Here is a 25023-nt window from a genome sequence, read left to right on the forward strand (position 1 = left end):
TAATAAGATAAGAGTATGCTGATAATAATAAAAATAAAATTTTTAAACTTTGCTGAAACTATTGGTTCAAACAAAACGAATATATAAGGGAGAGGACAAGTAAAGGAGGTGTGATTTTGAATGATGAGATACGGTTGATTCGTAAAATACAAAGAACTGGCGATAGGAATGCGGCCAATAAATTGATATGCAGGTATTATGACGAAATTTATAGATATGTTTATAAACAAACATCCGATAAGCACACTTCTATGGATTTAACACAGAATATTTTTATATCCATGCTTCAATCGATCTCTAACTATGATCGAAAACAAGCAGGCTTTCGCACCTGGCTATATCGAATAGCGACCAATAAAACCATTGATTACCTCCGCACCAGCACAAAGAAAAGAAAGATAGTCCTTAATGTTGAGGATATTGATATTCTTGACGAAACAGAATTTACACGGCAAATAGAACTAAAAGATTTATTATCACGAGTACAACACTATATAAATTCGTTGGAAATTGAATTGCAGCAAATCTTTCGGCTAAAATTTTTTGGTGAATATACCTTTACACAGATTGCAACACTTTTATCGGTTCCGGAATCAACGGCAAAAACAAAGTATTACCGTTTACTAAAAACACTTAGAGAGGAGTTTAAGGATGAATATGATTGAACCTTCCAAAACTGAAAAAGACAAGGCGATTGCGGATATATTATCTATAGGTCTGTCAAAGCCTAAGTGTCTTTGGGCATATCTTAGTGACATGTACACCGCACTTGGACTTCGATATATTTTTTTTGATATGGCATTCTCTATCCTAATGACCCTTTTTGTCACCACTGGATTCACTTTGCTATATCTTTTTACTTGGGAACAGCATCGATACACTGGATTATTTGCAATCGCTCCAATCATCTTTATCTCCCATATTCTTTTTTCCGAAACAGTAGAGCAAGTGAATGGAATGTATGAATTAAAAATGACATGCAGGTACACCGTACAACAGATTGCAGCATTTCGTATCCTATGTTTTTCGCTTTTTGGCACAATATTTTGTACTTTTATCAGCTTGTATTCCAGCCAATTTTTAATTGATGATACTTTTTTCAAAATGTTGTCTCTTTCGCTTTGTGCATTATTTCTTTGTGCTTTTTTAACGATATTCCTGATGCGGCATGTTCAATGGAGATGGATTCATGTCTCCGCTATACTGCTATGGATTGGGATTGACGTTCTGCTAATCTGTCTTTTGGGACAGGAATGGGAGCTCTTTCTTTCCCAAATGTCAACTATAATTACCATGTCAGCTGCTACCATTTCCTGCATTTTATTTCTTACAGAAATCAAAAAACTAATAAATACTCATAAAAGAGAGGTTGCCTATTATGTTAGCTATTAACCATGTTACAAAAAAATACGGTAATTTTACCGCACTTGATGATATAACGCTTGAATTTACAAGCGGTGTATACGCCTTACTTGCACCAAACGGTGCAGGAAAAACCACTTTGATAAAAATGCTTACAACTTTGCTCTTTCCTACAAACGGTGAAATATTGTGGGAAGGCAGCGAAATTACCAATTTAGATGGAAAGTATAGGGATATTGTCGGCTACCTGCCGCAAGAATTCGGATACTATAAAAACCAATCTCCCCGCCAATTTCTTAACTATCTGGCGGCACTAAAGGGGATCGATCGAATAACAGCGCAACGCAAAACAGAGGAACTCTTGGAGCTTGTTTCACTTAGCGAAGTAATCAATAAAAAAATGCGAAAGTTTTCTGGTGGCATGATTCAGCGAGTTGGCATTGCACAGGCTATGTTAAATGACCCCAAAATATTGATACTAGACGAGCCGACAGCAGGACTTGACCCAAAGGAGCGGGTACGTTTTCGAAATTTAATCTCCACCCTATCAAAGGATCGCATCGTCATCCTTTCCACTCACATTGTTTCTGATATTGAAACAATTGCAAATCATGTCATTATGATTAAGGATCACAAATTGCTGTGTAATGATTCTCCTGCCAACATTTGCAATACATTACATGGGAAAGTATATGAAACGTGGGAAATTGAAACAGTCACGCAGCCCCATCTTCTGCTGACACAACGTCAAGAAGATGGACATACCCTTGTGAGGTTTGCCTGCGATACAGAATACACGGGAACTGCAAAGCCGGTTGTTCCAAATCTAGAGGATGTATTTTTATATGCCTACCGTGATGAGGTGCACTAATGGGAATTTACTGGTATGAAATTAAAAAACTGTTTTCATCTACAGCTATATGGGGGTTTATAGCAATATGCCTTCTTTTTAATACATTCTTGGTAATAGACAGTTCCGGGGATAAGTATGCAGACTTTATCGCTTCTGTTTCAAAGGATACAGGGTACATACTCAATCAAAATTTTTATGAAAAACTTTCTAGGTTAAAAATAAAGGATGAACAAACGGAACGATTAGAACAGCTTATCTATGAAACTGATACTGTTACCGATATATTTGATCATTACAACGCAAATGAAATAGGTGAAAGCTATATTTCTGTGACAGGCGCAACAGGAAGCCTCGCTGAAAGTCTACGTGAAAAGTATGCTGCATTACAAAGAGTCGTGGACGAAAAAGGAGAAAAGGATGAAGGTCTTTCCCTTTATTTTGCAGGTTCAACTTACAGCCATCATCAACAGTTATTCAACCGCTTAATCGGGTGGCTGCTTGTCGAAGGCGTCTGTCTTTCTGTCCTTTTAGTTTTTCTCTCACTGGGATACGAAAAAATGCAGCGGACAGAATCCATTGTGTATTCCTCAAAAAAAGGACGTAACATTCTGCTTACAAAAGCTTCGGCATCAATTTCATTGGGAGTTGCTGCATATCTGTTGCTGTTGTTATTTACTTTACTTATTTACTTCATGCTGAACAATTACGGAGATATTTGGAACAGTAACGTATCAAGTATATTTAATTACAGGCACGACATGATTACAGGAGTTAGACCGTTTGTAACATGGCATAGCTTTAACATTATGACTTATTTGGCTGCAGTAATTGGGATCAGCCTAAGTGTAATACTCTGCTTTTCATTGATGGCTGTATGCATTGCTGTATTTATACGGAATCATTATACAGGTTTTTTGGGGTTTATTGTTGTAAATACAGCTATGGTTGTACTTCCTATCCAAGCTCCGCAAACACTGACTGCAGGATTATATTTCAAGTATTATAGTATGCTTACACCTGTGTGGATTTCCTTGAAACATAGTATATGGTTCACTGATGGTGATGTAGATGTGCTTTGGCCTCATTTTGAAATGCTTGGAATCAGTGTATCCCTTTTCGCTCTAGCACTCTTTTATGTATTTGCCAAAACTTATTTTAGAAAGCGAGATTTTACATGAACATTGTATTATATGAAATGAAGAAAATCTGGAACCTTAAACTGCTTTTAATAATCGTCACGCTTTGCGCACTGTTCTTTTTCCTATTCATGGATTTTTATATTGTGTATTATCCAAACGGACATCCGGAAACAGAAGCAGTTAACTATGCCACTCAAATGATAGACCAGTATGGCTTGTCATTGGATCGCAAAGAATATGATGAATTTATTAAAAAAGAAGAGGCAGATATCTATTCAAAAATAGAAACATACATCAAAACTAACTCTATATTTTCTGACGCGAAGATCTATACCTTTGAAGACTTTGAAAAAGTATATGAAAAAGAGAGTCCGACACAGCTTGAAACTCATGCTATCGAATCGCTTTTGAGCGAGGAATCTGATTACATTCTTTATAAGTTACAGACGCTTCAATCAATTGAATCGTCTTACGATGTAGATTTTAATGAATTCCTAAATGAAAAAGAACAGTTGCGTCTTGACAAACTGCAATATGCAGAGAAATATCATAATATAATGAGTATAGGAACGTTTTCTAATACGGTAATGTACTTAACCTATTTTTCGAGATTGGCAATATTGGCAGTATTATTATTTGTTGCTCCACTTGTGATCAGCGACCGTATTAAAAACCTGCATCTTTTGCAATATACCTCAAAAAGCGGCAGGAAGGTCTTTAATCACCAATTTGCTGCTGTCATTTTATCAGCCTTTTTACTGACCACGGTTTTGCTTCTTGTTTTCGGCACAATTTATAGCATAAACGAAACAAGTCAATTTTGGAATAACAGACTCATCTCATTTATGAATCCTGGAGTGTTCTGGTTTGATATAAGCTATGGGCAGTATATTGTACTTTTTGTTATCTTTCTTTATTTATTATGTTTAGGTACCGCCAGCATTGTATTTGTGCTTTCTAGGTATAGCCAAAATATCATCACCTTGATTTTGAAGCTAATTCCTGCAGTTGTCGCGTTTTGGGCACTTTGCTCCGGTGTTTTCTTTAACACCTTCAGTTCGTCTAATACGTTATATAAGCTAACCAAAATTTTTGGAATAGAGCCTATTATTTGCAGTTGTATATTGATGATGGGGTTCATTGCTTCCTTTTACATTATGAAAAGGGAAAGAAAAATCGACACATTTTAATTTTGGATTTAATCGCAATGTATAACAATATAAGCAATAAAAAACCATTGCATCACCGAATCTGGCTAATAAAAGCGGCGATGAATCAGGTATGAAATTTACCGGAAAGAATCCCGCTTTTATTGTAGCCACTCATGAGCCTTTGATGCGTTAGGTATATTCCTTAGTAATTTCTTAGTATCCTCTCCCTTATTGTATGAGGAAGCATCACAACTAAGCGTAACTTCATCGGTACTGCAACCTTATATCGAGCATTCAACCTTCTTTTCTCAATAATATTTGCAATCTCCCGGACTGCAGCTTCCACCTCCGTCTTTTTTTGACTGCTTCGTTGTCCTCCATCCGATTTATAGAAGCTCGTATAGGGAGAGTCTGCATTTGACATAAGGTGATCTGAATTTTTAGCAAGTATATTAAAAAAATTTGTTTTAATCGGACCGGGTTCGATTACGGTCGATTGGATATTATATTGGTACAACTCTAATCGTGCAGCTTCACTTAATGCCTCAACTGCAAATTTTGAGGAGCAATATCCCCCATTAATTGCTTGTGCAAATCTCCCTGAAATCGAACCAATATTTATAATCTTTCCATACCTCTGATCTCTCATTGTTGGTACAACTGCTTGTATCATATGAATGATTCCAAATACGTTAACATCATACATCGCCCTTACATCAGAAATCGTAACCTCTTCTAAAGCTCCTCTTACTGAATAGCCTGCATTATTAATAAGAATATCGATTTTTTGATATCTTGATACTGTTTCATCAACTGCTTTTTTAATTGACTCTTTTTTGGTAACATCCAACTCCAATTTCAAAGAAGCATTCAAATCTTGTATGCTTTCTACCTTTCTGGCCGTTGCTATAACCTTATATCCTTTAGCATGCAAAATGTTACAAAGATTCTTGCCAATTCCACTCGAACACCCGGTAATTAGTACCACTGTTTCTTTTTTCATAAAAACCTCCATGGATAAAATTTGTATTATTATATATCACATCGAGGTTATTCTCATTATCATTTGTTAAGACGTTTTGCTTTTAGTCTACTTAGAGAAACTGGCGTGATTCCAAGGTAAGATGCCAGATCACACTGTTTTATCCTTTGTTCCAATCCCGGAAAACAGATGGAAAAGTTATTGTAACGCTCCATGCTATCCCATAATTTAAAGCTGATTGCATGTTCCTCTTTCATTACAAGCGCCGACTCTGTTATCTTTTTATTAAATAACAATAACTGATAATTCCCTTCCATGATTTTTTCAAAATCAGCAACGGAAGTCACTAAAATCTCACTGTCTTCGAGCGCTTGCAAATAATAAGTAGATTCCTTTTGTGATAAATAAGCCAAATAAGAAAATAACAGATCCCCCTCTGCATGAAAGTACTTCGTAATTTCATTGCCTTGCTCATCAATGTAAAAAGATCGAAAAACTCCCTTGATTATAAGACCTATTTCTGTTGATTTTTCACCCTCTCTTATGAAGAACTCATTCTTCTTCATCATCTTTTGATGAAAAATTGACATTAGTATGTCCAGATTGACAGCATCAAGGGATACTCTATATCTGAGTAAAAGCTCATTCCATACTCCATCAGTTTTTGCTTTGTTCATGGAAACCTCCATTTATAAAATAAAATACGATCAAAAACAACAATTCTATAAAATGGCTCTAAGTAAAAACTTAGAGCCATTTTATAGAAATTTTATTTTTATCTGTTTATGCCGCAGTCTCCTCCGTTTCCTCACATAAGAACCATAATGCTGCTGCATTTGATGGATTCGAGTCTTTTTGAGACATGTGTGCTTTAATGCAAACATATATGTTTCCATCATAAGAAACAACACTTCCTAACTGATAGTGTTGTTCTGGTATCCATTTTTCCGCATTGAATGCAGTTGTATTATCACTACCGTTTACTTCAATTCCGGTTAGTTTCTGCAATGCTTTATAAGCATTTACAATTCCGGCTCCATATTCTTTTGAACTTCCTGCAGGTTTTGCAGTTTCCTTAAGTAATCCTCTTACTTCTTCCGCTGTAATGTCTTTATCCACAGATTTTAACAAACCAACCACACCGGCAACATGTGGACACGCCATAGAAGTTCCTGTCAAGTAATCATAACTGCCATCATTGGTTAGATATGTACTGTAAATATCTACTCCAGGTGCCATAAAATCTAATCCGGTTCCATAGTTGGAAAAATATCCTCTTTCACCATTGCTGTCTACTGCTCCAACGGCTATAACAGAGTCATAGGCTGACGGATAAGAAATAGAGGATGCAGATTCATTTCCTGATGCCGCTACGACAACCGTTCCATTTTGAACTGCAGTTTTGCAAGCAGAGTTAAAAGTACTAGAATAACGACCGCCACCCAAAGACATATTAATTACATCTACATTTTGTTTTGCAGCATACAGAATTCCCTGTTGGATTCCATAAATGCTCCCTCTTCCATTATCACCTAATACCTTTATAGGGATTAACGTCGCTGTTCTCATTACGCCTGTTACTTCTCCATAACTTGCAACTGTTCCGGCAACGTGTGTACCATGGCCTAACCGATCCATCGTATCTGTGCTGGATCCACTGGCAAAGTTCTTCCCTAAGCTCGTATCGACATAGCTGCTTAGTGATGGATGCGTGTTATCAATTCCTGTATCCAATATCGCCACACGTGTATTGCTCCCGCCTGTTGTTATTGTCCATGCATTAGGAACCTGGATCATTTCATAATTCCACTTTTGCTTGGGATTTATATCAAAATTCTGATTTTGCCCGCTTGTTGCTTCAAAAGCTGTCATAACATAATTGGGCTCCAATGCTTTAATTTCATATCCTGAATTAGTCAGCCGCTCTTCTAATTTCGCTTTTGCTTCTTCAAAAGTATATTCCTCTGAAGGATATCCGACTAAATAAGTATATCCCATGTTCTCAATCACGTCATCCTGCAAGTTGTCTTGTCCTAAAATATGAAATTCATCACCATCTTTTATTTCGGTAGATTCTAGCAAGTCATCTTTCAGTATAAAATCATTATCCTGCAATAAGTTATCAAGTTGTTCATTTATATTTTCCTCCATTGACTGTATAGAGTTATTTTCTCCGATACTTAGAATTATTTCTCCCGGAATGGTCTCTATTTCCTCTGCCATTGCGAAAGCTTGTCCTCCACTCATAAAGCAACCTGTAACTAGAGCTAATACCAAAAAACCAGCAAAACCTATCTTTCTTTTTTTCATACCCCTTCCCCTTTTCTGTTTTTATTTAAAACAACCATGCCTAGCTTACTAAATGGCTATACTCCTCCCTTCTTTTCTATATTTCCTTATGCACGAGTTGTTTCATGCTTATTTTTTCATATCTTTTCCCTAACTTGTCCTTCTATGCAAATAATAGCATAATGTGGAATAATCTTCTACATATTCTCTTATCTATTTTTTGCCTTGAACGCCCTCAATTCTACAAAATTGTCTAAAAAAAGCCGTCTAAATCGTATTTAGTGAAAAAGTTTTTGTCTTATTATGCTTATGTTTGTAATCGATAAATCGTTTGAATAAAAACAGCCATATACAGATTAGGCGTAATTTGGAGAAAGAGAAATTCCTGTCCATAAACAGGGGTTTTTTCATTTTTTTACCGGAAAACAGACGGTAAAAACCGTATATTGGTTTGGCTCACTGCGAACGTTAATCCTACCTTCCATTTTTTCAGCCATCTGCCCAACGATGGACAGCCCTAATCCGCTTCCTTTATCGGATCGCCCTTTATCACATTTATACAGTCTTTTAAAAATGTGCGGCAAGTCTGCTTTCTCAATGCCTATCCCATTGTCCGCGATATGAATTTCAATTTCCTTTTCATTTTGTACCATTTCAATTTTAATCTGCGTGGCCCGGCTATGGGCGATGACGTTTTGCACCAGATTGTTGAGGATACGGGCATATCCGTCCAGATCAACTTTTGCAAGCAGCGCTCTTTCCGGAATTTCAATTTCATAATTCAGATGATTTTCTTCAAAGATGGGAATCCAATCTTTCAGAATATTCCGTGTCAATTCCGCAAGCTCTACCCGTTCTATGGATAATGAAAATTCGCCGGAGTTGAGCTTGAACCAGTCGAACAGAAGGTCGATATAGTCCTTAAGGTCATGGGCTTTACGTCTGACAATTTTCAGATAATCTTCACGCTCTTTCCCTGTGGCAACACCTCTGTGTACTGCCTCTAGATAACCGATTAAAGTTGTGAGCGGCGTCCGCACGTCATGGGAGAGGCTCGTCATTAGTTGACGGTTGGTTTCATCTGCCGCTCTGAGCTCTGAGATTCTTTCCTCGTAACGGGTAACTATTTCATTTATTTTGTAGGAAAAATCTGCGGTCAGCTCATTGTCCACGGCAAGAATTCTACGGTTCCCATTTCCCGCTTCCATATCATTCAGGGCATCTGTCATGTTCTGAAGCTGCCTCTTGACGCCAAGGAGTTTTCCCATACAGATCATATCGAACAGAAGCGAAAGAAAAAAGAATATGCCTAATGTCACATTGAAAATCATGGCCTACACCTCCTTGTTAAAACGGTAGCCGATTCCCTTTACCGTCTGGATGTAATAAGGCGTACCGGAGTCGAGTTCTATCTTTTTGCGGAGCCTGCTGATAATTGCCATGATGTTGCTGTCATCGTAAACGTATGGCTCTCCCCATACTTCTTCGTAAATCTGTTGCTTTGTTAAAATCTTCCCCTGGTTTTTCACGCAGAACAGCAGAAGGTCAAATTCTTTCGGCGGCAATTCAAACGTTCCGTTCTGAGTCGTTACGCTCCGGCTGTCCATATCTATGGTTAGCCCTTGATAGGTCAACGGCTGCGAATGATCTCCAGTCATATTAAACCGTGTATACCGGCGAATCAGAGAAAGTACTCGGGCAATCAGCTCTTCCATATCAAAAGGTTTTGTCAGATAGTCATCCGCGCCGGAACGTAATCCGCGGATCTTTGATGTGCTGTCGTTTTTGGAAGTCAGCATCAGAATGGGAATCCTGCTTTTTTGTCGTATTTTTTCCATGGTTTCAAAACCGTCCATTCCCGGCATCATCACATCCAAAAGAATCAACTGGTAATCATTCTTTTGGAGTATGGCGAGTCCGTCTGCGCCAGAATAGCAATGGTCTGCACCTATACTCTCAGCAGCAACGCTCTGCTCGATTAAAGCACACAATTCTTTATCATCGTCAATCACTAAGATTCTATAGCCCATTTTCAAACCTCCCGAGTATTGCGAAACTATTCGCAATGTATTAAATCCATTTTACTTTGTCTGCTAAATTAGTGCAAGTTTGAGTAACTTGAAAGCCTTACTTAACTGTGATAAGCTTTTCCATATATATTACTGGACAAAATATTTTTGAAATGGTAGTAGTCGCCTTTTATGCTTAAGAAGCAAATTATATTTGACGGAGGTATGTGATGTTAGATTTAAAAGATATTAATTATCAACCAAATATTCAAGAGATAAGTGAATATATAAATAATCCTATTTTTAGTCAATTCTATAACTTCATAAATAACGAATATAATGCTCTTTGTAAAGTTGAGTATAGTAAAGATGTATGGGCTCGTGGTTGGAATATCAAATTAAGAAAAGCAGGAAAATCTCTTTGTGTTATTTATCCTAAAGAAGGTTATTTTACTGTATTAGTTGTTATAGGAAAGAAAGAAAAAGAAAAAGTCAACGATTTATTAGCACAGCTATCAGACGAGATGCAGAAAATTTTTCATAATACAAAAGAGGGGAACGGACAAAGATGGCTCATGATAGATTTGTTTGATAGCGGTTGTTTATGCCAAGATACATTAAAATTAATTCAAATTCGCAGAGAAAGCAAATAATTAAATTATACTGCAAAAAATTGTATGGAAATAGATTTTTGAAAATCCTACTACTTTTGGTATCGGTTTTGATGAAGCTCATTCCGATAACTTCGAACAGGACAAAGGCAAGTATCATAAATTCAACTAACAGTTTACTTGAAATTATACTGATTCCACCTGTGGTCGGTTGATAATAATTAAATATTGATTCATGCTGATTAACAGGAGGTGTTGCAAATGCAATCGATTGACAATCAAGAATTTGGACAGTTTTTAGCCCAATTAAGAAAAGAAAAGGGAATGACACAAAAACAGCTTGCCGAACAATTATTTTTATCAGATAAAGCAATCAGCAAGTGGGAAAGAGGATTGAGTTTGCCTGATATATCCTTACTGATGCCCCTATCAAAAATCTTCAATGTAACGACCACGGAACTGCTATGTGGAAAAAGAATAGCAATTAATGCCCAGTTTAGTATTGATGAAGTAGATGCTATCATGTCCAAAACTATTACTTTGTCCAAGGATGAAATAGAAAAAAAAGAACACTCCAAACAAATTAGAATAAGAATTTTTATCGGTTCAATTTGTATCTTTATTGCAGAATTGATTTTATTCCTTGTCAGCGGACATTCAATCAGCACGATTCGCGAAAGTGTTTATACAGTAGAACTTTTGATGGCCATTTCCGGCACATATTTTACATTTTTTGCAAAGGAAGAATTACCCATTTATTATGATAGCAATCATATAAGCCAGTATACCCACGGTGTGTTTCGCATGAATATCCCCGGCGTCCATCTTAACAACAGTAACTGGAATCATATTGTTAAGACAGTACATCTGACAACAATGATTATTTTTACCATATTTCCGCTCTTATATTTTTCACTTTCATCGTTTTTCCCTCGACTTTGGGAAAGTGGGGAGTTATTTTTCACTTTAGGTGCAGTTCTTGCGATGTTTATTCCCATATGTATTGTTGGAAAAAAATATGAATAACTTAATTTTATCACCGAGAGCAGTTTGATTTCTAGCCTCGGTGATATTGTCATACCATCAATAGTAATTACAGCTTAATCTATTTTAATTTCCATCCAACCGCCTTTTTGCGGGCACGAATGAATTGTTCATAGATACCATTTGCATTGATCAGCTTTTCATGTGTCCCCTGCTGTACAATATGTCCGTCAGCCAGGACAAAAATTCGGTCAGCATTCCGTATTGTCTTCAGCCGATGCGCAATCATAATAACGGTTTTATTTTTAGTTAATTCTGCAATTGCCTCCATCAGCATATTCTCATTTTCCGGATCAACACTGGATGTGGCTTCATCCAATATGATGATGGGCGCATCTTTTAAAATAGCACGGGCTATGGAAATTCTTTGTTTTTCACCACCTGACAGTGATGCACCGCCTTCTCCAATAACGGTGTTGTAGCCATCCGGAAGACTCATAATAAAGTCATGACAGCAAGCTCTCTCTGCCGCAAGCTTAACTTCCTTATGAGATGCATTTGGTTTTCCGAATTTGATGTTGTTTTCAATCGTATCAGCAAACAGATAGACCTTCTGAAATACCTCGCTTATATTCGCCAATAGACTATCCAGCGTATAATCGCGGACATCGATTCCGCCAATTGTAATTTTCCCTCCATCCACGTCCCAAAAACGGGCAATCAGGTTACATAGAGTGCTCTTGCCCGCACCAGAAGGCCCGATAATGGCAGTTGTTGTTTTCTGTGGAATTGACAAGCTGACGTTATCCAGAATTTTATGATCACCATAAGAAAAAGAAACGTTTTCAAATGCTATATCGAAATTAGACGGAGTCTGTACGTTCCCCTTCTCATCCATGACAGGTGTTCTGTTAATTTCTTCGACTTTATCGATTGAGGCATCCAGAAGCCGCAATAGGGAAGACGAATTTCCGGCTGATTGGAGTTCCCCAAACAGCATGAAGGAACCAACCGTCATTAACAGGCATATGGGCAGGCTCATCGAGCCGTTGAGGTGAAAAATCAACGCTTCCGTAATTATGACTACGCTTGTGCCATATAGTATCATCTGCTGCAGAACGGTGTAAGGAATAAATAAATGCTCCAGCTTCAGATTTTTAGATTTGCTTTCTAAAATAGCCTGTTTTATTTTGCTGTTGGAGTCTCTGCCCAGGTTAAAGGATTTGACAATTAACATTCCCTGCACATACTCCAATACATTTGAGACAAGTTTCTCTTGCGCCGTCTGCCTCTCTGGAGAAACTTTTTCGGATTTTTTTTGAAGACTGCTGATGCACCAGGTAAACAGCAGGATACCACAGAGAATGGTTAATCCTATCCTCCAGTCAATGACAGCCATAACAATTGTAATAACTGCTACATGAATGTATCCGCCTAAAATGTTAGTCAACACGGTTGGTGCATTGTTTTCAATGTCGCCTATCGTGGTGGTAACCACAGAAGTTAAATTACCCAGATTGTGATCACTGAAATATCCCATTGGCATGTATTTAATACGATCGCCAATATGAATGCGCTTTTCGGCGCACATGAAATAGCCTATTTTTACTTTGTAAAAATCTGAAATATAACTGCAGATAATTTTCAATATCATACCTGCAAAAGTGATTCCGAATATCTGCCAGATTGCTGCTGTTCCAAAGCCGTTTATAATGCCTGAAAAAACCAACGCAAGCGCAGCAAAGGACATCATATCAAAAATGGAATGCAGTACTGAAAACAGAACTGTCAATCTCATTGTTCCTTGCATTTTCCCTGAAAAATTATATATTTTTTTTAATACATGAATCATTTTATCTCCCCTTAAGCAACGTCTTTTGTGTCGATATGTGCTTTCCACATTTCCTGATATAAAGGGCATGTCAGAAGCAGGTTCTGATGCGTGCCTTCTGCTTCAATATGTCCATTCTTTACCACAACAATCTTGTCTGCATCGGTAATCGTAGAGAGACGATGTGCAATCATCAGAACCGTTTTCCCATCAATGATCTTCGCCATTGCTTCCTGAATCAACGCTTCGTTTTCTGCATCAATATAGGCTGTTGCTTCATCGAGAATGACAATGGGTGCATTCTTCAGCACAGCCCTCGCAATTGCGATCCTCTGCCGCTCTCCTCCGGAAAGATGCCCGCCCGCACCACCTACAACTGTCTGGAAACCATTTTCCAATTTCAAAATAAAGTCATAGCAACCACAATCCTTTGCTGCCTGATAGACTTCTTCATCCGTGGCTGCTGGCTTTCCCATTCGGATATTTTCAATTACTGTTTCATCAAACAGATAATTGTCCTGTGATATATAGGCAACCTGATCCATCAACTGTTCCAACGGAATTTCCCGAATATTGATACCATCGATTTTAACTGCACCAGCGGTCACATCCCAAAAACCCGCAATTAACTTAGTAATAGTAGATTTACCGCCCCCGCTGGGACCTACAAAGGCTGTAATGGTTTTTTCCGGAATATTAAGGCTGACCTGCTCCAAAAGTGATTTATTCTCCTCATAAGAAAAACTTACATTCTCCATTGAGATGCTGGATGTATCAAGTTTGACCGGCCGCACAGGTCTTGCCAGCTCTTTTTCATCCAGAACAGAACAGATTTCTCCTACAATAGACTTCATCTGCGCAATGCTGTCTGTAAAATTCATGGCATTCAGGATTGGTGTAATAATGCCTAGTGACAGAACAATGCAAGTGACAAAAACCGGGACGCTCAAGCTGCCATTCCGGTATAAAACGCAGCCAACAGGAAGTACACTGACCAGCACACTTGGCCAAACCGTAAACAGCATGGACTTATAAACCTGAACACTCTTTATCCAGTTTACGGCATATAAAGCATTATCCTCAACTGCATCAGCATACTTATGATAAGAATTAGCAGATTGATTAAAAGCTTTGATTACTTCGATTCCCCCAATATACTCTACAACCGTATTCGTCATCTTACGAACGCGCATCATAAGACCCTGAAATTTTTCCTCATAGCCATTCACCATTCCTTTGTAGCAAAGCATACCAACAGGTAATGTTACCATGGAGGCAAGCGCCATTCTCCAGTCAAGAAACAGCAGATAAATTATAATGCAGACTGGAATACAAAAGTTCGCGGTTAATTCAGGAATCAGATGGGCGAGAGTTGTTTCCATACCTTCTACCCTGTCCACAAGAATATTTTTAAGTTGACCGGACGGGGTGTTAATAATATATCCCATGGGAACTTTTGTGAGTTTGTCCACTAACTGTATTCGAATTTCACACAAGGTTTCAAAGGCTGCGGTATGGGAAATAAAAGTAGAGAGATTGAAAAAGCATACTTTTGCTAAAAAACCAGCACCAGCTATGAGGCACCAGCTCAAATAAATGTAAATAGCCGTTTCCCCTCCCATCAGCAGCAGTATGATTTTAGAAACTGCAAAAAACGGTACTAAACCAGCGGCAACACCGAGGATAGCTAAAACGACTGACAGGATATATTTATGCCTGTATGGAGCTGCAAGCTCCATCAATCTGTACATAGGATTTTGTTCTTTATCCATTTCACATTCGATCCTTTCTTAAATAAAATAGAGGTTGGTTAATTTTCGTTAACCAACCTCTATTTTAAGCGATTTCATTTTTTTCTACTACTCTGATAAGGCTGTTAACCCCCTATTTAGACAAAGATTTACAGCATTACTTAGCAGGCTGCACATTGTTAATGTCAAAAAACTGAGGAACGCTGGAAAATGTATACCCTGCAATTTTAGCCGTACTATAAACCACTAAATCCTTTGAATAGGATATGGGCAGATCAATAACATTATCATTCGAAATGTTCAATGCATTTTCAATTGCATTCTGAACCGTATCAGGCTCTGCAGTTGTAGAAAATTGATGAACTGCTGCAGAATAATCCTCAAAATTACTCAAGGCCTGCAATGAAACAGCATGAGGGTCAGCACCCAGTGTTTCCTGAAGAAATTTATGGGGCTCCGTATAAGAACCTTCCGTATTCCAAGTGGTAATATCATAGTTGCCGGCTACGCCTTCCGTCCACCATGTCATCTGATCTTGTCCGGTGGTTTCCGCGTTAATACCCACTTTGGCCAGCTGCGTTTTGATTGCCAATGCCATTTCCTGAGCGAGAGAAATGTCTGACCAGTAGGTGTAATTCAGCGTCAGCATTTTTCCATTCTTCTCACGAAAACCTGTCTTTTCGTTCTTTATCCAGCCTGCTTCATCCAGCAGGGCACTGGCCTTCTTTAAATCAAATTTCCGCATGGTATTGTAACGAATATCTGTATAAGGTGCGCCTTTACTGAACAGTGTCGGAGCCGGAGTTTCATAGCCGTAGGTCAGCCCCTCAGTGATTTCCTGCTTATTAATTGCATAAGCAATCGCTTCACGAACCTTAACATCGCGCAACACCTTGCTGGCAGCATTTAGAACCAAGTTACGTGTCAGCGTACTCCCTTCATTTATTTTACCAGCAATACCATCCAGCGTGAGTGCCTGATTGTAATCATCATATGTAATCAGTTCTGCTCCATAAATCATGTCTACTTCGCCGGTCTGTAACGCCTGTAGTCGGGAAGAAGCCTCCGGAATATATTTCACAATGACCTCATCATAATACGGGGCTTCGCCCCAATATTTTTCGTTTCGAACAAAGCGAGTGCAGTCTCCAGAAATAATCTTATCCCGTACATAAGGGCCAGTCCCTGCAACCTCTTTGAATGTTTGGAAATTACCCGCCTCGAAAACCTCAGGGGACATCATACCTGCAACATTCTGAAAACAGAAATCATTTAAATAGGAGAAGCATGGAGCATCATAATGAACAGCCACTGTGTATTTATCAATTGCTTCAACACTCTGGATATTATAAATGCCCTTAATCCCACTAAAATTGGGGTTGGAGCTGTCAAATTCCAATATAGCTTTTACACTTTCAGCGTTAAACTCCGTTCCATCGGTAAAAGCAACACCCTGGCGCAGTTCGAATGTGAGTACCGTATTGGTTTCGTCCCAGCTCCAATCATCAGCCAGTTTTGGGACAATTTTACCCTTTTCGTAGGCCACCAGCGTTTCGTATACGAGACCGCAAGCAATATTGTTTTCTTTATTCATGGTTAGAGTTGTCAGGTTATCCAACTCCTTTGCAGTACAAATAGTTAATACTTTTGTAGAGGATGACTGACCTGCGTCAGGTGCTTCAGCATCTTGCCCACAGCTTGCCAGGCTAAATGTGAGGAGCGCGCAGATCGAGAGCGCAGAGAATGTTTTTTTCCAAGTATTTTTCATTTTAATTCTATCCTTTCTGTATTGAGATTTATTTTATTAGATGCCCCTGCTCTACAATCCTTCCATTTTGCATAATTGCAATCCGATCAGAAATTCGCATCGCATCTTTCCGGCTATGGGTTATAAAAATGCAGGAGCAGCGGTGCAGTTTTGCAGCGTTCTCTACTAGGGTAAGTACGGCATCGGCTGAAATCAAATCGAGACCGCTTGTCACTTCGTCCATGATTAAATAATCCGGCTCTACCGCCATGGCTCGAAGAAGCGACAGGCGACGCTGTTCTCCTCCTGAGAGCCGGCGCACCGGAGTATCCAGCAACTTATGATCCATATAGACCGCATCCATCAAATCATAGATACGTTGTTTTCGTTCTTTTCGGTTATACGAAGTCAAATTTATCAGCGCTTCTTCAACATTGGAAAATGCTGATCTTGCTGGATTCAATGTACCAGAAGAATCTTGAAAAACCGCTTGTATTTTTTTACGATGGCTTTTCCATGTACGGTAATTCCACTGTGTAATATCGTTACCATCTAACAAGATGGTGCCGGATGTGGGTCGTTCCATACCAATCAGCAATCTCGCTAACGTGCTTTTGCCCGAACCACTTTCACCCTCTATCGCTAGATTTTCACCCTTTTCCAATCGGATATTAATATCACAGAGTGCATGAAACTCACCCTGTGTTTCACTGCGATAAATTTGATTCACATTTTGTATTGCAATTTCCTCCACTCCCATTCACCTCGGCTTTCTTTCTTGCTTAAGCTTGCGAATTGTTTCATCCAATCCGTTTGCGGTTTCATCAATAGTTGATCCATATTGCCTTGTTCGATTACCTTTCCTGCTCCAAGCACATAAACATTGTTACAAAGTCTTTGAAGTGCGTCCACATCGTGGGATACAAACAGAATGCCTTTATCCTGCATTTGCGTCTGCAACACATCTAACAACAGATTGCGGTTTTCCTCATCCAGTGCGGCCGTTGGCTCGTCAGCAAGGATATAGTCGGGTGACATTCCTAATAAAATGGCAGCAGCCACCCGTTGAAGCATTCCTCCCGAAAGTTCCAATGGATATGCATTCAGCACTCTTTGTTTTTCCTTCAGATTGACTAAATCCAATTTATCTTTTGCCAATGCAATCGCATTTGATTTCGTCAATTTCAACTGTTTCTGGAATGTCTCCTGAATCTGATATCCAATTTTCAATCGACTGTCAAAGGCGGTAATTGGGTTTTGCGGTATAAAACCAATCTTTTTGCCGCACAAACCACGATGCTCCCTGGGGGATAAGCGGAGTAAATCTGTGTCATCCATGTAAATTTCCCCAGCCTCAGTCTTACAGTCCGTATGCAGCATTCCGAATATACTCCGCAGCAGTGTTGTTTTTCCTGAACCGCTATGGCCTGTAAGTCCTACGATTGTCCCCGAAGGTATCTCTATAGATACTTGTTCCAACAGGGAACGGCCTGATTTTTCTTTTACACTTAGTTGATTGATTTTTAACATCACGTCGCCTCCTTTTTAGTCAAGCGTCTGCCCAAAATATTAAAACAGAGTGTCGATAAAATGACAGCACCGATCGGGTACAGAATCATGATAGGATTTAGAACCAGTGCACCACGCGCATCTAAAATCATGCTACCCCAATCTACAACACTATCTCCCAACCCTAATCCAATGAAGGAGAAAGCTGTAATTGCAAGTATCATGTCTGCACAAGATAAACAGAGAAAGCGTATCATCTCTGCTATTAAATTGGGGAGGATATGGATCATTAATATTCGTAATTTTGAAGCTCCGGAAGCAACTGCGCACATAACATAGGCTTTTCCCATTTCCATATCAGTTCGGGTTCGTACCAGTTTAATATAGCGAAGGATATAGGATACGGTCAGCGCAAATAACGTGGTTTTCGCTCCACTTCCCCAAGCGCCTATAAAAATAATCAGGTAGGCAATAGGCGGTATTGCTGTGATTGCATTGATGAGTCCGTCAATTAAAGTATTTCCTTTCATTATCGCACGGCTTGTTGCCATCCCGATGATTGTTCCCAACAAAAAGACTATCATCGATCCGCCCAGTACAATTCCAAGTGTTGTCCATCCTCCATAAAGGATTCGTGAGAAAATACATCGACCTAATTGATCGGTTCCAAACGGGTATGTAGTGTCTGGTTTCTGAAATCTTGTCAAAAGATTAGATTCCATCGGATTATTGGGCGCAAATAGATATCCGATTAAAAAAAACACAATCACTAGTATGGGAATTACAATGGAAAGACGGTATGCTGCTCTCTCCTTTTTCATTTACACCACCTCCTTTTTTCTATGAATTGCCCATTGAATCAAATCGGCAGCAATATTGCATAGGGCAATCGCCAGAGCAAGGAAAAACACTTCCGCATGAATCATAGGCGTATCTCGATCCAATACATGATTGACAATCAAATAACCAAAGCCAGGAATGGAAAAAATCTGCTCAATTACAGTTGCACTTGCCAGCGCCAAACCTATACTTTGCAGAAAGTTAGGAACGAGGCCGACTGCGGCTCTAGGCAGAAAATGAAAAAATAAAAGTCTACTTTCCGACAGTCCGCGGCAACGGGCATAGAATGCATAGTCTTCATTACTTTCGTGCTCTAATGCATCCATTAACATTGGCGTATAGAAGGAAGCCCCAAACACCCCAATACAAAGTGCAGGTGATAGGTAACTAAGGAAATTCGTATTCCCCGTCACAGAAATCAGGGATTTTTTTACTGCGAAGTAATCCAGATATACCGTTGCCAAATAAAAAGAAGGGATAGAAACGCCTAAAATACAAATAATCTGCAAAACGGTTTTGGGAATCTTCCAAGGTGACAAAAATGCGGTACAGCTCAACACAATGATTGTAAAAACTTGAAATACAGATGCCAGGAAAACAATTCCAAGTGTTTTAGGAAAGGCAGTTGCAATATCCGTCCAAACCTCATGCCCATTTGCCAGCGAAGTTCCAAGATCAAAATGAAATAAATCAATTACCCAGCGTCCGTATTGAACCAGTAATGGTTTATCAAAACCCAGCTGTATCCGAATCGCTTCGATTTGCTCTATTGTCGGGCTTCCTATCATTCGCTTCGCATATGCGGTTGCTGGGTCAACGGATGACAAGCGCATCAAAAGAAACGAAAGCAATGTCACAAAAAATAGTGTAAATATCAACTCGATCAGTTTTTTCAGAATATATTTTTTCAAATCCTGCCTCATGTGCGATTACCTCCTTGATTTTAGTTAGTCTTAGCTAACCTCGACCCAAAAAAAGGAGCGCTCCATAGCGCCCTTAAGTCATCCGCTCTCTCAGATAAGAGTTTATACAATTATATTTTTATTTGCCACTCTGAAAAGACCAACACCCCTCTATTTGGACAACTTTTTTCTATATTCTGATGGCAGCACTTTAAATTCTTTTTTAAAAGCCTCTGAAAACTTACTTGGATTATCATAGCCCATTTTCATAGCAATTTCAGTAACGCTTTCCGCTGTATCTCTCAATAAAATTATGCTCACCTGCATGCGGTAGGATTTCATATAAGAATAAATAGAGCAACCGTAAACACCCTTAAAACATACTTTCATAGAAGTAAGAGGAATATCAAATTTTTTCGATAGTTCCTGCAAGGTGTAATGCTTTTGCAAGTCAGAAATCATATATGCCTGCATTTGTTTTATCACCTGCACCTGATTCTTTGAAAAATATCGGCGTTCCTCCTGATATTCGCTCACTTGAACATCATTTAAAAACATAAGTAATTCTAATACTTTAACTTTTAAATAGTGCGCTATCATTTTGGGAGTAACTCTATACAACTCGGAAAAAATATGTTCGATATTGTTATGGCTTCGCAGAACAAAACAAGTATCTTTTCTGCAAAGGCGCTCCGCTATCTGATACAAATCAATATGTAGTCCACCCAGCACATTTTCAACTTGATTCATCGTAGTTACTGCTTCTTTCAAATCAATCGTAATAGAAATACCATGATAGTGTGATAACGGAAACGTAGTCGATGTCGTTTCATTTATTAGGCGATTGATTGCAAGATCACCTGCTCCAACATATTGGCAATCCCCATTACTAAAAACACACTCAAATCGACCTTCTCTGCAATGATTGATTTCAAGCACATCAGGGTGTGGAAGTTTATTTTCATTTTGTCCATCTTTCATATGAAAATCATTATAAAACAGTTCAATACCAGGTAATATTTTGTATCGTGTAATAACACCCTCACCCGTTTCATTTTGTATCTTATATACAGAACAGCCATCTTCACACGCTGTTTTTTGTACCTCTGGATCAAAAAAATCCGTTATTTGTTTGTCATTCATCTTTCACCTTATCCTTTGCTAGAATTATTTAGGCCATAATTTTATTCCGTATTACGAAAAGAGATTTGCCGTGATTAAATCAGCAATATTCTCTTTCTTGGTTAGCTATATCTAACCAAAATTATATCATACTTACTATATTATTTCTACCTTAACACTCAAACCTAAAGTTATAACAATTAACTACTTCTGCCAGATGTAATAAAAATCTTCTGAAATCTTAAAAAAAATGCTAATATTTCTATCGAATTATAGAAATTTATTGTCCAAACAGATGGAATTCTAACTTTTCAGAGTGGTACGAAGGATAAGGTATTGATAATCTATTTAATGCTTGATGCAATCCTCAATGAGAGTTTTTATAAATACACGTAAAGGCATTAATAAAGCCCTAAATGCCTTGGTGATTTTCTAAATCTCAAATATGAATCACATAAAGAAGGAGTGAATTTTATGAGTAATAAAAACGCAAAACAAAAATTGGATTTCTGGTTATTTTCCTTAACTGGCCTATTGCTGGTACTAACAACCAGCGGATTTGCCCGTATGGCCTACGGTGCCGTATTACCCTACATGCAAGCATCAATGAATCTTTCTATTTCACAAACGGGTTTGGTTGGTACTGTAATGTTTCTTGGATATTTGTTGACCGTCGGTTTATCAGGAGTGCTTGCCGTACGGTGGGGTGCAAAGAAAGTATTGTTAAGTGGCGGCTTTTTAGTTCTTGCAGCGATGATAGGCATTTCAGTATCCTCCTATTTCTGGATGATCTGCTTGTTCATGTTTCTTTCTGGTGCAGGCAGTTCTCTTGTTTTTACTCCGCTAATGTCCATTGTAGTCGGAAGATTTCCACAAAAAAGAGGCATGGCACTAGGAATTCTGTTAAGTGGTGCAGGCATTGGAATGCTTTTAAGCGGGTTTATGATTCCTTTGTTAATTAAACACTTTCCTGACTTGGGCTGGAGATCTGTCTGGGTCTTTTTTTCAGTTGTATCCTTAATTGTTTTGATCATCGCATCAGTCGTTTTGAGAAATCCTGATAACATTCAAAAATCGGAAATGGAAGAAAAACCTCAATGGCTAAAAAATAAAGAACTTACGAAAATAGCTTTTTTATACTTTTTCCTTGGTTTGGCTTATTTAATACCAAACCTGTATCAAACAAGCTTTATGCTAAGCAAAGGCTTTTCCAATGAAACGGCGGGCTTTGTTTATGCAATAGCAGGAATATTTAGTATTATTGGTGGGCCAGTCTGGGGGATTATTTCTGATAAAATCGGTTCACAGAAGACTCTTTTACTTGCATGGTGTTTTGCTGTAGTTGGCGATCTCCTACCTATTGTACTTACAAACACAACAGGTTTTATAATATCTTCTATTATTTGGGGATCATCCATTGGCGGAATCGTAACCCTGATTCAAGTAAAAGGATCGGAACAGGTACCACCTAAATATGTTTCGGCAGCAATTGGTTTTATTTCTATATTCTACGCAATTGGTCAAGCTTTAGGGCCAGGAGTATCTGGATGGATTATTGATCACATGGGAAACTTTGCAGGTGCATATGGCTTTGGTGCCATTGTATATTTACTTGGAATTCTGTTGACGCTGAGATTAAAAAATAAAGTTGTAAGTGTGGACGCAAAGCAATTAAAATTAGATACTCTGTCTAATCAACAATAGATTTTGCTGCTTATCATTCTTCTTGCTTACTCCTACCCGTTTGCCGGACAGGAGATGTACCATCATGACCTGTGGGGTTATCTATTTCGCAGAGATGCCCCTCACTTCTATTAAGGAAAAATGAAGGAAGATGGACGGGTTCTAAATAAAAATGTAAAGGAACATTGACAAAAATTTTCTTATGTAGTACAATAAAAATGTAAAGGGAACTTGTCAAATAGTCAGGAGGTGCATCTTTGAAAAATATGCTCGAGCAATTAAGAAAGGAGCGAGGGCTAAATCAAGAAGAGTTTGCAAAAGCAATCCGAGTTTCAAGGCAAACTATTAGTTCCATTGAAAATGGAAAATACAATCCATCTTTAGATCTTGCGTTTATTATATCGGATTTTTTTGGGAAGCCCATAGAAGAAATTTTTATTTATGAAAGGAGAAAAAAATGAGAAAAAGTCATTTGCTATCTGGAGTGTTGTTTGTATTAGCTGGTATCACTTGTATTGTTGTAGCATTAATGTTTGATACAAAATTAAACAGTCTATTATTTGGAGTATCTGCTGCTCTAATTGTACCTGGCATTATGGAAATGCTTAAATATTTTTATTGGACTGCTCCCAAGAATAAGAAGAAATATGCAGAGCATTTAGAAAATGAGAGTATTGAACTACGTGACGAGCGTAAAGAAAAATTACGAGATAAATCAGGAAGACATGCTTATTTGCTAGGGTTAGTTATTATCAGCATTTCCATAATAGTTTTTTCAATATCGGGGCAATTAGAGGTGGTTAAAAATACTAATTTAATTGTCATATATTTAGGTGGATATTTTATTTTTCAATATGTTGTCGGTATTCTTATATTCAAACATCTTGATAACAAATATTAAACTCAGTGCATGCACACGTAGAAAAGTCATTCCCTTCACATTACTTTCCAGATTCAATACACAGTAGAAGTTATTGTAGTTGCAATGCCTCCATACATTAAGTCTTCGCTTACAAAAAGTATTTACCGTCAGGGATAGATGAAAAGACACATAAGTTAACAACGGAGCAAAAACTGCCACATCCGTAATGGCTTGAAGTAAAATGATTCACTTTGCTAAAGAAATGAAGTATAATTAATATCATATAAATAAGCCAGGTGTAAGGAGCTAGCATGAACGGATTTTTTTTACTAATTCCATTTCTATTGGTACGCTTTGGAGTATTAAGCTTATTAAATAAGAACGGCTTAAAACGTGCAGCTTTTTTTGCCCCATTAATTAGAACAGAAAAGGCAGCGTATTGGTTTTATCAAATTTCAAACGTTCTGTTTTTCATCTATCTATTCTTCCTTAAGGTCACGACTGAGTCGTATTGGTTTTATGCAGGTTTGGTGATATATGCATTAGGCATCGTGCTATGTCTTGCTTCCGTATTCAATTTTGCAAATCCTGCTGAAAATGGCATTAATGTTAAGGGATTATATCAGTTTTCCCGCAACCCGATGTATGTGGCATATTTTATTTGCTTTTTAGGCTGCGTACTACTTACGCAATCGTTCCTATTATTTATAATACTGCTGATCTTCCAAATATCATCGCATTGGATCATCCTGTCCGAAGAAAGATGGTGCATAAAGGAATTTGGAGAAGAGTACAAAAGTTATATGAATAAGGTAAGACGCTATATATAATCAGCAAACAGAAAGGTACTTCCATGAAAAATTTATACCTAATAGGCGGCACGATGGGAGCAGGAAAAACAGCTACCTGTCAAAATCTCAAACGAAAACTGAATAACAGCGTCTTTCTGGATGGTGATTGGTGCTGGGATATGCATCCTTTTCAGGTGACTGAGGAAACAAAGCAGATGGTATTAGAAAACATCTGTTACCTTCTGAATAACTTTATTCGGTGTTCTGCCTATGAAAACATCATATTCTGCTGGGTGATGCACCAACAGGCTATCATTGACGATATCCTTTCACGGCTGGATACTGCCAACTGTAAGGTGCATTCTATTTCCCTGATTTGCAATGAAATAGCCTTGCGAACCCGATTGGAAAAAGACATTGCTGCCGGTATTCGCACGGAAGATGTAGTCCTCAGAAGCATGGAACGAATCCCTCTTTACGAAAAACTGAACACCTGTAAAGTGGATGTATCCGAAATCAGTCCGGAACAAGTAGCGGATTCTATCATAAAAATTGTTAAATAGAAAAAAGAACAATATAGACCAGCTTGTTGCAAACAACTTCCT

General features: G+C 38.3%; 25 protein-coding genes. 12 read left to right on the forward strand and 13 right to left on the reverse strand.

Annotation, left to right across the window (positions count from 1 at the left end; all coding sequences use genetic code 11):
* Positions 1–116: 116 nt before the first annotated feature.
* From U5921_RS01110 to U5921_RS01130, 5 genes are read left to right on the forward strand one after another with little or no spacing between them, the layout of a single operon-like run.
* A complete protein-coding gene (locus tag U5921_RS01110) occupies positions 117–665 on the forward strand; it encodes an RNA polymerase sigma factor (protein ID WP_324824699.1) in 549 nt (182 codons plus the stop codon).
* Positions 652–1392 carry a hypothetical protein gene (locus U5921_RS01115; RefSeq protein WP_324824700.1) on the forward strand — a complete coding sequence of 247 codons (741 nt, stop codon included), beginning with the start codon at positions 652–654 and terminating at the stop codon, positions 1390–1392. The genes U5921_RS01110 and U5921_RS01115 overlap by 14 nt, the downstream gene beginning before the upstream one ends.
* Positions 1379–2233, forward strand: coding sequence for an ABC transporter ATP-binding protein (locus tag U5921_RS01120; protein WP_324824701.1), 855 nt, complete (start codon positions 1379–1381; stop codon positions 2231–2233). The genes U5921_RS01115 and U5921_RS01120 overlap by 14 nt, the downstream gene beginning before the upstream one ends.
* Positions 2233–3393 carry a hypothetical protein gene (locus U5921_RS01125; RefSeq protein WP_324824702.1) on the forward strand — a complete coding sequence of 387 codons (1161 nt, stop codon included), beginning with the start codon at positions 2233–2235 and terminating at the stop codon, positions 3391–3393. Before U5921_RS01120 ends, U5921_RS01125 begins: the two co-directional genes overlap by 1 nt.
* On the forward strand, positions 3390–4544 hold the full coding sequence (locus U5921_RS01130; RefSeq protein ID WP_324824703.1) for a hypothetical protein: 1155 nt from the start codon (positions 3390–3392) through the stop codon (positions 4542–4544). Before U5921_RS01125 ends, U5921_RS01130 begins: the two co-directional genes overlap by 4 nt.
* A gap of 163 nt (positions 4545–4707) precedes the next feature.
* On the opposite strand, the gene U5921_RS01135 is transcribed toward U5921_RS01130, so the two are convergent.
* The 5 genes from U5921_RS01135 to U5921_RS01155 form a co-directional block, all read right to left on the reverse strand.
* Positions 4708–5508 (reverse strand): SDR family oxidoreductase, encoded by an 801-nt coding sequence (locus U5921_RS01135; RefSeq protein WP_324824704.1) that lies wholly within the window; start codon positions 5506–5508, stop codon positions 4708–4710.
* 59 nt (positions 5509–5567) lie between these two features.
* Complete coding sequence (locus U5921_RS01140; protein WP_324824705.1) at positions 5568–6164, reverse strand: Crp/Fnr family transcriptional regulator; 597 nt, start codon at positions 6162–6164, stop codon at positions 5568–5570.
* A 106-nt stretch (positions 6165–6270) separates the two neighbouring features.
* Positions 6271–7797, reverse strand: coding sequence for a S8 family serine peptidase (locus U5921_RS01145; RefSeq protein ID WP_324824706.1), 1527 nt, complete (start codon positions 7795–7797; stop codon positions 6271–6273).
* 386 nt (positions 7798–8183) lie between these two features.
* Positions 8184–9107 (reverse strand): sensor histidine kinase, encoded by a 924-nt coding sequence (locus tag U5921_RS01150; RefSeq protein ID WP_417765025.1) that lies wholly within the window; start codon positions 9105–9107, stop codon positions 8184–8186.
* A gap of 3 nt (positions 9108–9110) precedes the next feature.
* The gene (locus U5921_RS01155; protein ID WP_324824707.1) at positions 9111–9806 is read right to left on the reverse strand and encodes a response regulator transcription factor; all 696 of its coding nucleotides are present in this window, start codon (positions 9804–9806) and stop codon (positions 9111–9113) included.
* A 209-nt stretch (positions 9807–10015) separates the two neighbouring features.
* Here U5921_RS01155 and U5921_RS01160 point away from each other — a divergent pair, with 209 nt between their 5' ends.
* Together U5921_RS01160 and U5921_RS01165 are read left to right on the forward strand one after the other, a co-directional pair.
* Entirely contained in the window at positions 10016–10438 is a 423-nt protein-coding gene (locus U5921_RS01160) for a DUF3788 domain-containing protein (RefSeq protein WP_324824708.1), read from the forward strand.
* A 219-nt stretch (positions 10439–10657) separates the two neighbouring features.
* On the forward strand, positions 10658–11422 hold the full coding sequence (locus U5921_RS01165) for a helix-turn-helix transcriptional regulator (RefSeq protein ID WP_324824709.1): 765 nt from the start codon (positions 10658–10660) through the stop codon (positions 11420–11422).
* 79 nt (positions 11423–11501) lie between these two features.
* Here U5921_RS01165 and U5921_RS01170 read toward each other — a convergent pair whose 3' ends face one another.
* From U5921_RS01170 to U5921_RS01205, 8 genes are all read right to left on the reverse strand, one after another.
* Positions 11502–13232, reverse strand: a complete 1731-nt coding sequence (locus tag U5921_RS01170; protein WP_324824710.1) for an ABC transporter ATP-binding protein — start codon at positions 13230–13232, stop codon at positions 11502–11504.
* An 11-nt stretch (positions 13233–13243) separates the two neighbouring features.
* Complete coding sequence (locus U5921_RS01175; protein WP_324824711.1) at positions 13244–14983, reverse strand: ABC transporter ATP-binding protein; 1740 nt, start codon at positions 14981–14983, stop codon at positions 13244–13246.
* A gap of 136 nt (positions 14984–15119) precedes the next feature.
* Entirely contained in the window at positions 15120–16730 is a 1611-nt protein-coding gene (locus tag U5921_RS01180) for a nickel ABC transporter substrate-binding protein (protein WP_324824712.1), read from the reverse strand.
* Positions 16731–16758: 28 nt separating this feature from the next.
* Positions 16759–17469, reverse strand: a complete 711-nt coding sequence (locus U5921_RS01185) for a dipeptide/oligopeptide/nickel ABC transporter ATP-binding protein (protein WP_324824713.1) — start codon at positions 17467–17469, stop codon at positions 16759–16761.
* Positions 17436–18239 carry an ATP-binding cassette domain-containing protein gene (locus tag U5921_RS01190; RefSeq protein ID WP_324824714.1) on the reverse strand — a complete coding sequence of 268 codons (804 nt, stop codon included), beginning with the start codon at positions 18237–18239 and terminating at the stop codon, positions 17436–17438. The genes U5921_RS01185 and U5921_RS01190 overlap by 34 nt, the downstream gene beginning before the upstream one ends.
* Complete coding sequence (locus U5921_RS01195) at positions 18239–19039, reverse strand: ABC transporter permease (RefSeq protein WP_324824715.1); 801 nt, start codon at positions 19037–19039, stop codon at positions 18239–18241. The genes U5921_RS01190 and U5921_RS01195 overlap by 1 nt, the downstream gene beginning before the upstream one ends.
* Positions 19040–19981 carry an ABC transporter permease gene (locus U5921_RS01200; protein ID WP_324824716.1) on the reverse strand — a complete coding sequence of 314 codons (942 nt, stop codon included), beginning with the start codon at positions 19979–19981 and terminating at the stop codon, positions 19040–19042.
* Between the two features lie 150 nt (positions 19982–20131).
* Complete coding sequence (locus tag U5921_RS01205) at positions 20132–21103, reverse strand: AraC family transcriptional regulator (protein ID WP_324824717.1); 972 nt, start codon at positions 21101–21103, stop codon at positions 20132–20134.
* Between the two features lie 453 nt (positions 21104–21556).
* Between U5921_RS01205 and U5921_RS01210 the strand changes: the two genes are divergently transcribed.
* The 5 genes from U5921_RS01210 to U5921_RS01230 all read left to right on the forward strand — a co-directional run bounded on the left by U5921_RS01210 (position 21557) and on the right by U5921_RS01230 (position 24981).
* On the forward strand, positions 21557–22786 hold the full coding sequence (locus tag U5921_RS01210; RefSeq protein ID WP_324824718.1) for an MFS transporter: 1230 nt from the start codon (positions 21557–21559) through the stop codon (positions 22784–22786).
* A 236-nt stretch (positions 22787–23022) separates the two neighbouring features.
* Positions 23023–23226 carry a helix-turn-helix transcriptional regulator gene (locus U5921_RS01215; protein WP_324824719.1) on the forward strand — a complete coding sequence of 68 codons (204 nt, stop codon included), beginning with the start codon at positions 23023–23025 and terminating at the stop codon, positions 23224–23226.
* Entirely contained in the window at positions 23223–23666 is a 444-nt protein-coding gene (locus U5921_RS01220) for a hypothetical protein (protein WP_324824720.1), read from the forward strand. The genes U5921_RS01215 and U5921_RS01220 overlap by 4 nt, the downstream gene beginning before the upstream one ends.
* A 272-nt stretch (positions 23667–23938) precedes the next feature.
* Positions 23939–24457: a methyltransferase family protein gene (locus U5921_RS01225; RefSeq protein ID WP_324824721.1), complete on the forward strand. Its 519-nt coding sequence runs from the start codon at positions 23939–23941 to the stop codon at positions 24455–24457.
* Positions 24458–24480: 23 nt separating this feature from the next.
* Entirely contained in the window at positions 24481–24981 is a 501-nt protein-coding gene (locus U5921_RS01230; protein ID WP_324824722.1) for an AAA family ATPase, read from the forward strand.
* Positions 24982–25023: the final 42 nt, after the last annotated feature.

It is taken from the genome of Sinanaerobacter sp. ZZT-01 (genome assembly GCF_035621135.1).
Lineage (GTDB): Bacteria > Bacillota > Clostridia > Peptostreptococcales > Anaerovoracaceae > IOR16.